The sequence below is a fragment of the Thalassoglobus neptunius genome (assembly GCF_007859735.1).
Classification (GTDB): domain Bacteria; phylum Planctomycetota; class Planctomycetia; order Planctomycetales; family Planctomycetaceae; genus Thalassoglobus; species Thalassoglobus neptunius.
Map to the genome: position 1 here is coordinate 1,382,370 of NZ_SIHI01000001.1, position 13,662 is coordinate 1,396,031.

Below are 13,662 nucleotides of genomic sequence, written 5' to 3' on the forward strand. Positions count from 1 at the left end.
CTCGGGCCCAGTTTCGCATTTCAACTGTGGAAAAACCAGTCTAATTGATCTTCATTGATCCGTTTCATTCAAGCACGCATCGCTGCTTCCTTCTCTGAAAGCAGACCGACAGAGTGGCTCGCGCGAAGGAGAGCAATTGATTCCGAGTTGTGTTCGAGAAGATTCAACGATCACTGACAGATTGTGAAGACTTTTTGTGCACTCTCGATGACCGCGATGGAATCGTCACTTTGAATGAGCTTTTGCACTTCCTCATCGCTTTCGAGAGGGATCATGAACAGCTCTTCCACCACATGAGATGGCAATTCGCTGCGAAGATAGACATTCGCCCAGTCTGCGACTTTGGCCAGTTGAATCGCTGTCTGATACCCCTTGGGGCGGTTGCTTTCGAGCACTTGAACTGCTTCTTCCGGCGTTCGGGCCTGACGCATCACTTCGATCGCTTCAGTCAGCTTCTGGTCGAGTTGCGTCAAGACGACGATTCGTCCTTCTCGGTCAACAATCCGGCGGGCTGAATTGACTGCTTCGGCAACCTGATCCCAATCCTGACCGGCGGGACCGGACTCGATGGCGATGAGGACCATCTCCACGCGTTGGTCCAGTTCAACGACGCACGTCTCGAAAAGTTCCTTGCGAGCCGTTCTTGCGACGGCATCACTGGCCCCTGCAAAGACAGCCTGAATTGCGTCTCCATGACCGGGAATGACGCTCACGACAAACTGCATTCCCAGCAGCCAACCCACTTCGTCGGCGAGTTGCCGCAACGGTCGTTGATCTTGAGGGGTGAGTTCGTCGTGTCCCTGCCCGACTGCCTGCTCGATGGCTTCCGAGTTCGATAAGGCGGGATACAGGACTCCTGATTCCCCGCGAAAACCCATCAGTGGATCAAAACCCGCAACGCCGACGGCAATCACGAAGTCTGAATGGACAATTCTGCTTGCAAGGTAAATTCGTTGTCCGCCGGTCGATGACGCCAGATACGCGATGTCCTCTTCCGATTGAGGATCGTGGCGGACCCACTCGATTTTCGATCGCGGATCGGGCGCAAGCAGAACGCGAGGATCGTTCACCTCCAATCCGGAGCGAGCGGCCGCCTGAAGGATGGTGACGTCTTCTGGCAACACTCCGGATTTTGACAACTCCTTCCAGAGGATGGCGATGATCGCATCTGCCCTGGGAGTTTCGGGATCGAGGGCGATCAGGACTTTATCTCCCGGAACACAGGCTTTCTGTACCGTCGGAAAGTCGATGGGATTCGCAAGAGCATCACGGATGGCACTCGCAACGTCCCCAACATCCGGACGGGGAAGGAAGTGGAGATGCATCCGCTTTTTCAGAATCTCTCCACGAAACGAACCATTGGATCCGAATGTGCAATGCAAAGAAATCAGTTCATTACTCATGTTGTGTTGAAGCGCCTACCGCTCTAAAAGGTTGTCTCAAAACCGCATTTGAATCGATCCGTGATGCGGAAAACAATCGAGGTGCCCGGTTTTCGGGTGTGGCCGAGGTTTCGTTTCGCGGGATTTCAATCACAACGGATTCCCTCAAACACGTAGGAAACCGTTCGGTCCGAAGGTTTCCAACGCGCGCCAATTGTTCTCCCGAAACGGTGTCATTTCCAGACAGGCAATTCGTGTCTGGAGATCGCTGCTCTCGGTTTGGCTGTCCGAACGAAAGTCTGCATTGGGTGACTGCTTTGATTCCCGTTGCCATCAATGATTATCATCTCTGTTCACTATGACTGACCGGATTTCCACTGAAAACATGACCGACGACGAATTGATGATCCTGATCCAGGCAGGAACTCTCGATGCGTTCAACGATATCGTTGACCGTTATCAGGGGATGTTAGTCGGGTTTTTTCTGCGCAATACCCGCGACGTCCAACTTTCTGAAGATCTCGCCCAGGAAACCCTTCTGAAGGTCTATAATCAAGCGTGGGACTACTTGCCGCTCGGACGTTTTCGAGGCTGGATGTTCCGGATTGCTCGAAATCTGTTGATCGACAATGTTCGTCGTCGCACAAACGATGCTTTGGTTCAAGCTGTCAAATGGCAACCGCAAACCGAAGACAACGCCCTGAATCGGATCGCCGAGGAGATCTTTCAGCCGGAAGAACGAGTGCAGCATGTTGAGTTTGCGTCTTTGATCGACGAACTTCTCGCGGAAATCCCTGAGGATCAACGGCAGACATTTGTGCTTCATCATTATTCAGAACTGAGTCTCCCGGAGGTTTCTGAAATTATGGAGGTCCCATTGGCAACCTGTAAGAGTCGGTTGAGGCTGGCCCGGGAGAAACTCGCCGATAAACTTCATGCACGTGGAATTGGCCCGCAGGGGCTTCAAGGGTTTACGACAATCTAGGTTCGGTCAGCGAGTTTCGATGGAATCCAACCTGTCGACGGAAAACAACCGCAAAAAACTCTCGAACAATCTCTTTACAATGTTTCACAGGCAGGCACACTGTCTATCGAATGATCGAAATTATCTCGGAAACCGAATCAGATTGATCCGCGATGAAGACTTTGACGTTTGACAATTCACTTTGCCCATGAAAAGCGGGTGTTCGGGATACCTAAAGATGCCATATTTCAGCCGATTAACAGATATTGTGACATGCAACCTTACTTCGATTCTGGAGGAAGCCGAGGACAAGGAAGCAGTTCTCAAGGAGATCATCTTTGAGATGACAGAAGGTCTCGCCGGGGCCGAACGAAGCGTCCGCACCGCTTCAACGAACGTTTCCCGACTCGAAGTCGAAATCGGAGAGCAACGTCAACAGGCTGAACAGTGGGTTCAAGAAGCACAGAACGCACTCACAAACGGAAATGAAGATCAGGCACGCTCTGCTTTGGAGCGAAAACACGAAGTTGAAGACCTGATCGCGGGGCTGGAACAACAGCTTGCCGCCGCTGTTTCGACGCGAGATCACCTGAAGACGATTCTGAATGCTCTTCAGGCTCGCCTCGCCGACGGCCGCCGCCGCCTTCGCAGCATCGATTCCGAGACGGAAGAAGTCGAAGTCGTTGCCAGTGCCGATGCTGTCCCCGAAACTCCTGCAGTCGTTGAGAAAAAGTCGAAAGTCGATGCCGAACTCGAAGCCCTGAGAAAGCAAATGCAAGCCAAGTAGGCGGCAAACTTCGCAATCTCAAGGCACTTTTCTTGACAAAACATGTGAGTTCTGACTCTTCGAAGCTTGACCGCGAAAAGACTTCGACGACTATCGTGCGAATTGTGAACTTTTCTCGACTTCAGGACTCTGGTTCTCTGAAGATCCACCTGACTGGGGAGCGTACGAACCCAGCAGCGATGCTTTATTCCTTCTAGCGTTGTGATTCCGAACCATGCGACTCTCCAAGGCTGTCCAAACTCTCAAACCGTCTGCAACAATCGCCGCTGCGACGAAAGCCAAAGAACTCAAAGCGTCTGGAGTCAAGGTTTACGAATTCACGCTGGGAGAGCCGGACTTCACGACGCCTGAGCACATTTGCGACGCAGCCAAGCAGGCAATTGATGCAGGAGAAACGCATTACACACCCGCAGCCGGGACTCCCAGACTGAAGCAGGCGATTTGCGACCGCTACCAGCGGGACTACAACCTCAGCTATGAACCATCGCAAGTTGTGGTTTCCAATGGGGCGAAGCATTCGATTCATAATGTTCTGTCGGCACTGTGCGGTCCCGGCGATGAAGTGATCATTCCGACTCCTTACTGGGTGAGCTATAGCGCACTCGTTGAGTTGACCGGCGCGACTCCCGTTCTCGTTCCAACGACTCAGGAAAGCGGATTTTGTCTTTCAGCTGAACAGTTCGAGTCAGCGATCACCGACAAAACCCGGCTTCTGATGTTGAACAATCCATGTAATCCGACCGGAGCTGCCTATCCGGTCGAGACTCTGGAGTCTCTCGCGAAAGTTGCTGTCAAACGTGAGATTCCCGTTCTCTCTGACGAAATCTACGAACATCTGGTCTACGAAGGTGCCGAGTTCCGGTCGTTTGCCTCATTCGGTGAAGACGTCAAAAATTTGACAATCATCGTCAGTGGGGTCAGCAAAGCTTACGCGATGACCGGTTGGCGAATCGGCTGGACACTCGCCCCGGTTGATGTCACCAAGGCCATGAGCAACCTCCAAAGCCAGCAAACTTCGAATCCATGCAGCATCAGCCAGTGTGCTGCAGAAGCAGCGTTGAATGGACCTCAAGACTGCGTTCAGGAAATGTTGAAGCACTTCGCCGAACGTCGCGAATACGTCCTCGAACGCCTGGGGAACATCGACGGCCTCAGCTTCGCCACTCCCGGGGGAGCGTTTTACGCGTTCTTCGATGTCAGCAAGTTCTTCGGGAAACCGCTTCAGGGGGGAGTTGTCGTCAACAATTCTACTGAGTTCTGCACGGCAGCCCTCGAACAGGCTCACGTCGGACTCGTCACCGGCGACGCGTTTGGTGCTCCGGGGTATGTCCGATTGTCTTTCGCAACGGACCTCCAAACTCTCGAAGAAGGCATCAACCAACTCGAAAAATTCCTTGCTGGCTAGTTGGCAGCGAGAGTGCCGGTCGAGATTCGAGTCTTCACACAGCGCATTCGTTTGAATGTTTAAGTGGAGGCCCGGATCTTGGCACAGCGAGCGAATTGCCTGATCCCGATTGAACGGCGGGAAAGAACTCTTTTCTCAGTTCGAGAAGAAGACCGACTCGGCGGATTTTCTGAGAATCCAGTCTTTGTCGTCATCGGACAGGAAGTCGATTCGATCCTTGATCAGCGCCAGGGAATCGTTGTAGTTGTTGGGAGGTGTCAGCTGATACGGACAGTCGCTTCCCCACATTAATCGCTGCGGGCTGAAGGCGTCGTAAAGTTGACGGATCATCGGAATCAGTTCCCGATGGGGAGGTTGTTTCTCCCCGAGAGCGTAGTATGCAGAGACCTTCACGAAGACGTTCGGAAATCGGGCAAGCCGGACCAAATTGTCGAGGTCAGACTGACGAATGGTTCCATCGATTCCGATTCGGGCAAAGTGGTCAATGACAACCGTTGTCTCCGGGAATGACTGGCACATCCGGTCGACTTCCGGAAGGTACTCCGGGTTGATGAGCGGGCACATCGCCAGCCCGACTTCAGGACCTTGACGCCACATCGCGTTCATTCCGTCGGAGTCGCTCCAAAGTTTCACTCCTCCATCTCCAGGGCGAATTCTGAGCCCGCGAAAACCCGAAGCATGCAGGCTGACGAGTGAATCAGAAAGGTTTTCCGCTCTTGGTTCAACGCAGGCAACGCCGGAGAATCGACCGGGAAACCTCTCGATCGTATCAATGAGATAGGAGTTGTCTTTGTCGTGATAAATCGTGTGTTGAATCAAGACCACGCGGTCAACGCCGACGGGCTCGGCAATCGCAAGGAGTTCTTCGGGGGTGAACGTTCGTGGCTGAAGGTCCGCGACGGTTTGCGTTCCCTGTAGAGGATACGACTCAATGTCGTCTGTCCAGACATGCGAATGGCAATCGATGAAGCCTGACTTCATGTTGTCCTCTGCAAAGATCTTCGAAAAGCCGAAGGATGTTCCGAGTGCCAGCGACGTCGACTTCAAGAACGTTCGTCGATCGCAGTTCCGAACCCTTTTCTCCCGCTCTGTGTCAACGTCTCGGCCTGAGTTCATTTTTCGACCAGTCTCTTTGGAGTTGCGAGCAAGGCTTCCGTGATTCTTGAGGGCATGTTGCTCCAGCTCAATCAGCATGGTGACATCGGTTGATTGATGATGGCAGGATTAATAGCGAGGTTCAATCCATCGATTTGGGAGATTGGTGATGTCATGTCTGAAAATCGTGTCACACATGCAGAACAAGTCCGCTTTGAAGGAAGTAGATCGAAGTCGTTCCAGGTCGACATCTTGTTTGAAATTGCGCGAGTGTGTTCGAACTTGTGAAGAGTATCTTTGCTTCGAAGTTTTTGAGTATCCCGAATTCCTATGGGTCAATGGAGTGTTTGAATGAGTTCTTATCGAAATCAATTGCCGCAACTGAATGGCGAGACTTTGCTCACCGACGGAGGATTGGAATCGACACTCTTCTTTCAGGACGGATTTGAACTTCCGGAGTATTCCGCGTACCTCTTGCTTGATGATGACGAAGGAGTCCAGCATCTGACGGATTACTTCCGAAGGTTCCTTGCCATCGCTGATCGCTTTTCATTGGGGTTTCTTTTGGAAAGTGTCACCTGGCGAGCGAATCAAGATTGGGCAGAACGCATCGGATACAGCTCGAGCCAACTCGATTCTGTCAATCAGCGCGCCATTGAAATGCTCTTGCAGCTGCGGCAAGAAAACGAGAAAGCTGGCTGCCCGATCGTTGTGAGTGGATGTCTTGGCCCTCGTGGAGATGGGTACGTAGTCGGATCAATGATGACTTCGGAACAGGCCGCCGAGTATCACGAACCGCAAATCCGTTCGCTCGCGAGTGGGGGAACAGACATGGTCACCGCGATGACACTCACCTACGCAGAGGAAGCGATTGGAATCGCACTGGCGGGTCAGAGTGCTCGTGTTCCCGTTGCGATTTCATTCACTGTGGAAACGGATGGACGTCTTCCAAGCGGTCAGCCTCTTGGGGAAGCCATCGAACAGATTGATCAGGAAACAGGTTCGGCCCCCGCGTACTACATGATCAACTGTGCCCATCCAACGCACTTCGGGCCGACTCTCACCGGAGCTTCGGATTGGCGTTCGCGGATCGGAGGGCTGCGCGCCAACGCGTCGAAATTGAGTCACGAAGAACTCGATGGATCCGAGGAACTCGACTCCGGAAATCCGGAAGAATTCGGGCAGGAACACCGCCAGCTTCTCGATTCGCTCGATCACAACATCAGTGTCCTCGGAGGATGTTGCGGGACGGACCATCGGCACATCGAAGCACTGTGTCAATCGGTGTTTGCTTCAAGACTCGATTGATGTTTTTCAATGCAAAGGGCATTGACGACCGCGGGGCACGAATCGTCTTGGGGAGTTGACGGCTAATATCACCAAAATGAAGCAAACCCGGCGAAATGACAGTTGTCATCTTGCCGGGTTTGTCTTTGCAAGCAGTGAAATTTGGCCCTTATCAGGCAGCGTTTTTGCGTCGGCGAGAAGCGAAGCCAAGTCCAGTCAGCCCCATTGCCAGCAGCGCCATGGAGGTTGGTTCAGGAACTGGATTGGTGGGAGGAATGTCGATCACGTCTGGCACTCCGCCGAGGTAGGTGATGACCGTCGCAGAGTTCGCGTTAGGATCGATGACCCAGGAGAGAGCTGTGGTGATGTCTTCAGGACCGAAAGCTGGGCCGAATGTTGGATCGACGAATGCTGGAAGAGAGGTCATGTCGACTTCTCCAGTCAGGCTGAATGCAGCTGTTCCCGCTGTGATGTCAGTTCGCAGATCCGACCACTCATCAGCTGCCCAACCTTCGAAAGTTGAATTTACAAGACCTTGAGAGTCTGAATACGCTCCGCTCTGACTGATTCCAAATTCTTCCGTCTGGTCAACGGTGAAAAGTTCGAGATCTCCACCGGCAACTGAACCGCGAGTGAACAAGATGTCGATAATACCGAAAACATCTTGATCTAGATAGTTGATGAATCGAAGGTCACCAAGCGTTTCGTTGCTGTTTGTGGTGAAGGTGATTTCATTCCGCATATTCGAATCACCGTCAGCGATCGAAGCTGTTGAACGCCAGAAAACCGTATTGCCGTTTGAACCGACGAAGGAACCACTACTGACATAGGTGTCGTCAGTCGTGATGCTGCCCGTTCCACTTAGGGCTGACACGCCAGCACCGGTCTGGACGTAGTTGATCATTTCGAACATGACGTTCGTCGTCGTTGTTCCGCTAACGGCTCCATTGGCCGTAATGTTCGCGACTTCGGACTGGCCGCCTGGATCGACGTCGACTTCGAAATGTCCAACTGTTCCGGCAGGGACGTCATTGTCGATCAGGTCTGCGGAGACCATTGTTGGAATTAGAAGGGCGCAACTGAATATGGGAAGAAAAAAACTTAGCCTCTTAAGTAAGCAATTCATGATTTCTCTCTCAATTCACAAATCTGGACTTCAACAAACCGTCTGGCCACATTGCCAATTCGTGAATATCAACGTATCCGGCCGGTATTACCGAGTGCAATCGTCAGTTTGAGAAAATAGGAGTAATAGGAAGATTTCCCCCTTGCTTTCTCAGAATCTCAACGCGGAGTGAACCCATCAATTGTTTAGCGGGCATTTCGTTGTTCAGTATTTGAATCGCGTGTTCAGAGAATTCAACAATTTTGGATTGCGAGTCTGCAACACTTGGGCGAATGGTTGTTTTTCGACGCAGTCTTGAATCGAATAAAGGTCGAGGCTGCTCCCCGCGTAACTGGTCCGCTCTTTTGACTTTTGCTCTTCGAGATGTTTGTTTGCGTTTGACGTGAAGCCGATGAACGAGAGTGAGTCTGTGGTTGAGGGGAGCACTGGATGATTCGACCCACAATGAGATGAGACGTGCTGATGAGCGGACTTCCCTATTGCGAAATCATTCCTCTTCCGAATGATCAGGTCAGTTTCCGGATCAATGGAGTCGAAAAGACTCGCTGGTATTTTGGATCGCAGTACCTGCGGCCGTTTTTCTTTCCAATCAATTCTTCGAGCGGGCAATCACTGACGCGCATGGGACATCCCGGCGCCCCGAATCATGATCACCATCAGTCGGTCTGGTTTGCGCATCATCGTGTTCTTGGAATTGACTTCTGGGCGAACGGACTCCCGCAGGTTCGCCAGAAAGAATGGTTTGTCTACGACGATGGCGAAGGAGTCGCCCGAATGGCGGTTCGCCTGGAATGGGCTGATGGACATGATCCCTCTCCCCTGCTGCATCAAGAACTGATCGTGCAAATTCGTTCTCTTCCGGACTCCAGCTACACGCTCGATCTTCAGTCCACTTTCCTCCCTGAGAGCGAGATGATTGAGTTCCAGAAGACCAACTTCGGCTTTCTAGCAGTCCGTGTGGCGAAGTCGATTTCGGTCCATTTCGGAGACGGAGTACTGACTGGTGCTTCCGGTGCGACTGGTGAACCCAATCTCTTTGGTCAGGAAAACATCTGGATGGACTATTCGGGTTCATTGGCAAACTACGACGAAGCTGGCAATCAGACGAAGGCCATCTCCGGGATTACGTACTTCGATCATCCTGAGAATCCATCACATCCGACAAAGTGGCATGTTCGCGAAGACGGATGGATGGGAGCGTCTGCCTGTTTCTCTGGTCCGCTGGAAACAACGAGAGATCGACCATTGAAGTTGCGCTATCTCCTCCATGTTCACGATGGCCCTGTCGATCCAGCAGCAGCCAATGCGCTCTTCTCGGAATGGCAAAAACTTCCGTGGCTGGAGGTGGTTCGTTCGAAGCGTCCACATCAGCACTATGAGTTGCAAAGCGTGAATGAATAGTTTCAGGAACATATCTTGATGCGTCACCGTTGTTGAACAAACAACGCAAAATGGTGAGTCAATCGCTTCCAGCGAGTGCACAGACGCGGGCAACTTGTTCTATGATGTTGCCCTCACCAGAAATGACATCAGGAGAATTCATGACTTCACCATTTCTCGATCGACGAACCTTCCTTCATAGCGCCGCAGCCACAGCACTCCTTGGACCTCTCATCGCAAAGGCTCAAACAACTCACGACCCTGTCAAGATCGCCTGTGTCGGCGTCGGCGGCAAAGGCTGGTCCGACATGATGGAGTGTTCGAAAGGAAACGAAATTGTTGCAATCTGTGACATCGACGAAGGTCGATTGCTGAAAGCGGGCGAGCAATTTCCGAAAGCCAAAAAGTTCGCGGACTGGCGCAAACTCCTCGAAATGCCCGGCATCGATGCTGTGACCATTTCAACGCCCGATCACATGCACGCCCCCGTCACACTCACTGCGATTCAAGCGGGTAAGCATGTTTATGCTCAAAAACCTCTGACTCATTCGGTCAAAGAATCACGAACGTTAACCGAAGCCGCTCGTGAGGCCGGTGTCGTGACACAAATGGGAATCCAGCATCATGCGACCGCTCGATTGAAGCTGGCCGTTGATGCCCTTCGGAAAGGTGTCGTTGGGAAGGTACACGAGGTTCACGTCTGGACGGACCGACCCGGAACATTCTGGAAACAGGGGCTGACACGACCTGAACATCACGACCCGGTTCCAAAGACCGTCGCTTGGGATTTGTGGCTTGGAGTTGCTCCCGAGCGGCCTTATGTCGCTCCGCTTTATCATCCATTCCATTGGCGAGGCTGGTGGGACTTTGGAACCGGCGCGCTGGGTGACATGGGTTGCCATCTTCTCGATCCCGTTATCCACGGACTGGAACTGGGGGCTCCGAAATCTGTGACAGCAGAGGGGCCAGAGCCCAGCCCAGAAAGTGGTCCGCTCTGGTGCGAAGTTCAATACACGTTCCCCGGAACGAGTCACACCACAGACGAGGTTCTCGTTCACTGGTATGAAGCTGGACGACAACCGGACCGAAAATTGTTTGACGCCCCGCAAGACTGGGCTGGCTCGAAGAACGGTGTTCTTTATCGTGGATCAGAAGGGAATCTTTTTGTTGGATTTCCTGAGATGCCGGAGATCTTCCCCAAGGCAAAATTCGCCGACTACGAGTGGCCGGAAATGAGTGATCACAATCACTATCAGGAGTGGACGAATGCCGTCGCGGGAATCGGAAAGACATCCTGCCCGTTCGAGTATTCCGGACCGTTGACGGAAACGGTGTTGCTCGGAAACGTTGCTTATCGTTCGCAAAGCAAAATTCACTGGAACACCGAAAAGTTGATCTGTGAAGGAAACCCCGGCGCGACGCAATTTCTTCATCGCGAATACCGTAAGGGATGGTCAATTCCCAATCTGGGATAGACATTCAATCGTTCACAGAACAACAGCTATTTTTGAATGAGAACTGAAACTGATGAGAAAAACATTCCTTTTGTTGATCGCGTGCGGAGCATGGAGTTTCGTTTCTGGATGCGTTGAGGAAAACCCACCAGAAGACACGACCGCAAAGCCGGTCGTCGAACCAGCCGTTGAGAATCCGCCGCCGAGCGAGTCCCAAGCCCCTCCTCCCGCTGAGGGAGCAGATGACGAGAATATGGTTCAGGCGATTCGGCGTGCTGCAGCCAACGTGAAGGTGAACAGCGACGGTGTCGTGACCGAAGTTGACTATCGCGGCAAGAAGGTCAATGACGAGTATCTTCTGATTCTGACGAAGCTGAGTGGTTTGCAGTCGGTCTTGTTGAACGAAACCGAAATCACGGATGCGGGTCTTGAAACACTCGGGAAAATTGAGACGTTGAGAAATCTCGACTTGCGTGACTGTCCGATCAGCAACGACGGACTCGCTCACCTCGTCGGGCTGAAAAATCTGCGAGCGCTCCGGCTTTCCGGAAAATCAGGAGCCACGACAGTCGACGATGATGGAATGGAATCGGTCGGACAATTGACGAACCTGAAAGCCTTGCTGCTTGATTTTCTGTGGGTCAGCGGCGACGGACTTGCGAAGCTGAACAGCCTCGAAAACCTCGAAGAATTGTATCTCGCCGGGACACTCGTCGGGGATGAAGATCTCAAGCAGGTGCAGCAGTTTCCGAACCTTAAAAAGTTGCGGATTTCGAAATTGTCGCAAGTGACAGGCGCGGGGCTGACACACATTCAGGAACTGCCGTTGACCGATCTCGATCTGAGTGAAAGCAGCTCGATGTTTGACAACGATCTTTCAGCGTTGGCGAACATGAATGATCTTCAGCGACTCAATCTGTGGCGTGTCGCGATGACTGACGCAGGAGCCGCTCACCTTGCCGGGCTGACCAAAATGAAATGGCTCAACCTCGACAACACACAGGTGACGGACGCCGGGATTCCGAGTTTGAAGGAGATGTCTGACCTTGAGTTTTTGCACTTGGGGTCGACTTCGGTCACCGATGAGGGAATTCAGGAGTTGGCGGCGTTGAAAGCTCTCAAAGATTTGAAGGTGACGCGAACTGCCGTAACGGAAGCTGGTGTCGACGAGCTTCAAAAGAAGCTGCCGGATGTTTCGATTCAACTCAAGTACATCGAGGGACAATAGCGTTCAGTTTCTGAATGAATGTCCAACAAGAAGATCTGAGACAATTCGCGAGCAAGTTTGTCTCGATTGTTCAAACGAGTTGGATTTGAATCGAACATGAAAAAATCGCCGTCGATAACGAGTCTGATCGACGGCGATTTTTCTGTTTGGAGCAACACTCGTCGTGAGAAACAAGCTCAGACGGGTGCAGCGAAATCTTGCCAATGCTTTAGGCGACTTCCCAGCCTTCTCGGTACTGCTTGGAAATGTACTGATCGGCTGCATCGGTGTTGGTTGCTTTCAGCTTTGCAGCGTCCCATTCGAGCTTCTGACCAGTTCGATAAGCCACGTTGCCGAGAAGAACCGTTTCCGTGAGTGCTCCGGCATAGTCAAAGTTGCAAAGTGGTTGAGTTCCATCTTTGCAAGCTTTGATCCATTCTGCGTGTTGGCCGATGGAAGATTCGATCCACGGAGTCGGAGGTTGGAAGTCAGCGAATTTTTCTTTCGGGAACAGTCTGTAGTTGTTGTAATCAGCGAACATTTTCCCTTCGCTGCCGACAAACATCACTCCGCTTCCCGGAACTCGTTCGCCAGCCACTTCGCGAGGAGTTTGATCTCCGTCGTACCAGATCAATTTGCACGCAGCGAGATCTTCCCGGGCTGGGAATTCGTATTCCACGCTCAAGCCGAGTGGGCATGTTTCCTCGTGGACTTTCGGACCATGAGCAACACAGCTTGTTGGATGACGTAGCTTGAGAGCCCAGAATGGGAGGTCCATGTAATGGCATCCCATGTCGCCGAGCGTCCCTTGACCGAAATCCCACCAGCGTCGCCACTGTGCGGGATGGTAGCGGCCAGCGGCATATGGTCGTTCAGGTGCTGGGCCAAGCCACAGATCCCAGTGAAGGTGAGCCGGTGGTTCGGTTCCATTCTCTGGTCGTTCACCTCCGCCCCAGCCTTTGCCGACCCAAACGTGAACGTCGGTCACGTCTCCAATCGCTCCCGATTGAATGATCTCGACGACGCGTCGATAGTTGTCGCCTGCGTGAATCTGCGTTCCCATTTGCGTGACAACGCCGTGCTCTTTGGCTGCTTCGGCGATGATGCGGGCTTCCTGAACTGTGTGCGTCAGCGGTTTTTCGCAGTAGACGTGAAGCCCCTGTCGAATCGCCCGGATCGTTGCCGGGGCATGATGGTGGTCCGTTGTCCCGATGACAACTGCGTCGATCTTGCCCTTTTCCTGATCGAGCATTTCACGATAGTCGTGATACGTGCGGGCGTTTGGAAACTCGCCAAGCTTTCGCTTCAGGTAGTTCTCGTCAACATCGACGAGGGCCACAATGTTTTCGCCTTGGACTCCCTGAATATCATTCGCTGCACGGTTGGCTGTTCCGATGCAGGCGATGTTGAGTTTTTCGTTGGGGGAACTCGATTCCTGTGCTTTTGCTCCAGTCCAGACAGAACTGGCGATGGCAGCGGCGCCAGCCGTTGTGGCCTGGATGAATGTCCGACGTGAGGTACGTGGGTTCAACATGGTGAGATTGTCCTCAATGGTAAGAAAGGAAGTCCGTGGTG

The 13,662-nt window shown here is 52.5% G+C and carries 11 protein-coding genes; 7 read left to right on the forward strand and 4 right to left on the reverse strand.

What is annotated here, in order from left to right:
- Positions 1–170: 170 nt before the first annotated feature.
- A complete protein-coding gene (locus KOR42_RS05640; protein ID WP_197440892.1) occupies positions 171–1,325 on the reverse strand; it encodes a lactate racemase domain-containing protein in 1,155 nt (384 codons plus the stop codon).
- Between the two features lie 442 nt (positions 1,326–1,767).
- Here KOR42_RS05640 and KOR42_RS05645 point away from each other — a divergent pair, with 442 nt between their 5' ends.
- The 3 genes from KOR42_RS05645 to KOR42_RS05655 all read left to right on the forward strand — a co-directional run bounded on the left by KOR42_RS05645 (position 1,768) and on the right by KOR42_RS05655 (position 4,538).
- On the forward strand, positions 1,768–2,367 hold the full coding sequence (locus tag KOR42_RS05645) for an RNA polymerase sigma factor (protein ID WP_146509996.1): 600 nt from the start codon (positions 1,768–1,770) through the stop codon (positions 2,365–2,367).
- 217 nt (positions 2,368–2,584) lie between these two features.
- The gene (locus KOR42_RS05650) at positions 2,585–3,133 is read left to right on the forward strand and encodes a PspA/IM30 family protein (protein WP_197440893.1); all 549 of its coding nucleotides are present in this window, start codon (positions 2,585–2,587) and stop codon (positions 3,131–3,133) included.
- A 214-nt stretch (positions 3,134–3,347) separates the two neighbouring features.
- Complete coding sequence (locus KOR42_RS05655) at positions 3,348–4,538, forward strand: pyridoxal phosphate-dependent aminotransferase (RefSeq protein WP_146507796.1); 1,191 nt, start codon at positions 3,348–3,350, stop codon at positions 4,536–4,538.
- A gap of 135 nt (positions 4,539–4,673) precedes the next feature.
- Here KOR42_RS05655 and KOR42_RS05660 read toward each other — a convergent pair whose 3' ends face one another.
- Complete coding sequence (locus KOR42_RS05660; RefSeq protein ID WP_146507798.1) at positions 4,674–5,732, reverse strand: amidohydrolase family protein; 1,059 nt, start codon at positions 5,730–5,732, stop codon at positions 4,674–4,676.
- Between the two features lie 252 nt (positions 5,733–5,984).
- Here KOR42_RS05660 and KOR42_RS05665 point away from each other — a divergent pair, with 252 nt between their 5' ends.
- Positions 5,985–6,941 carry a homocysteine S-methyltransferase family protein gene (locus KOR42_RS05665; protein ID WP_146507800.1) on the forward strand — a complete coding sequence of 319 codons (957 nt, stop codon included), beginning with the start codon at positions 5,985–5,987 and terminating at the stop codon, positions 6,939–6,941.
- A gap of 151 nt (positions 6,942–7,092) precedes the next feature.
- On the opposite strand, the gene KOR42_RS05670 is transcribed toward KOR42_RS05665, so the two are convergent.
- On the reverse strand, positions 7,093–7,977 hold the full coding sequence (locus KOR42_RS05670) for a PEP-CTERM sorting domain-containing protein (protein WP_197440894.1): 885 nt from the start codon (positions 7,975–7,977) through the stop codon (positions 7,093–7,095).
- A 531-nt stretch (positions 7,978–8,508) separates the two neighbouring features.
- Between KOR42_RS05670 and KOR42_RS05675 the strand changes: the two genes are divergently transcribed.
- The 3 genes from KOR42_RS05675 to KOR42_RS05685 all read left to right on the forward strand — a co-directional run bounded on the left by KOR42_RS05675 (position 8,509) and on the right by KOR42_RS05685 (position 12,108).
- Complete coding sequence (locus KOR42_RS05675) at positions 8,509–9,447, forward strand: DUF6807 domain-containing protein (protein WP_146507803.1); 939 nt, start codon at positions 8,509–8,511, stop codon at positions 9,445–9,447.
- A gap of 140 nt (positions 9,448–9,587) precedes the next feature.
- The gene (locus KOR42_RS05680) at positions 9,588–10,901 is read left to right on the forward strand and encodes a Gfo/Idh/MocA family protein (RefSeq protein WP_197440895.1); all 1,314 of its coding nucleotides are present in this window, start codon (positions 9,588–9,590) and stop codon (positions 10,899–10,901) included.
- A gap of 52 nt (positions 10,902–10,953) precedes the next feature.
- Positions 10,954–12,108, forward strand: a complete 1,155-nt coding sequence (locus tag KOR42_RS05685) for a leucine-rich repeat domain-containing protein (RefSeq protein WP_146507807.1) — start codon at positions 10,954–10,956, stop codon at positions 12,106–12,108.
- A gap of 208 nt (positions 12,109–12,316) precedes the next feature.
- On the opposite strand, the gene KOR42_RS05690 is transcribed toward KOR42_RS05685, so the two are convergent.
- A complete protein-coding gene (locus KOR42_RS05690; protein WP_146507809.1) occupies positions 12,317–13,621 on the reverse strand; it encodes a Gfo/Idh/MocA family protein in 1,305 nt (434 codons plus the stop codon).
- Positions 13,622–13,662 lie beyond the last annotated feature (41 nt).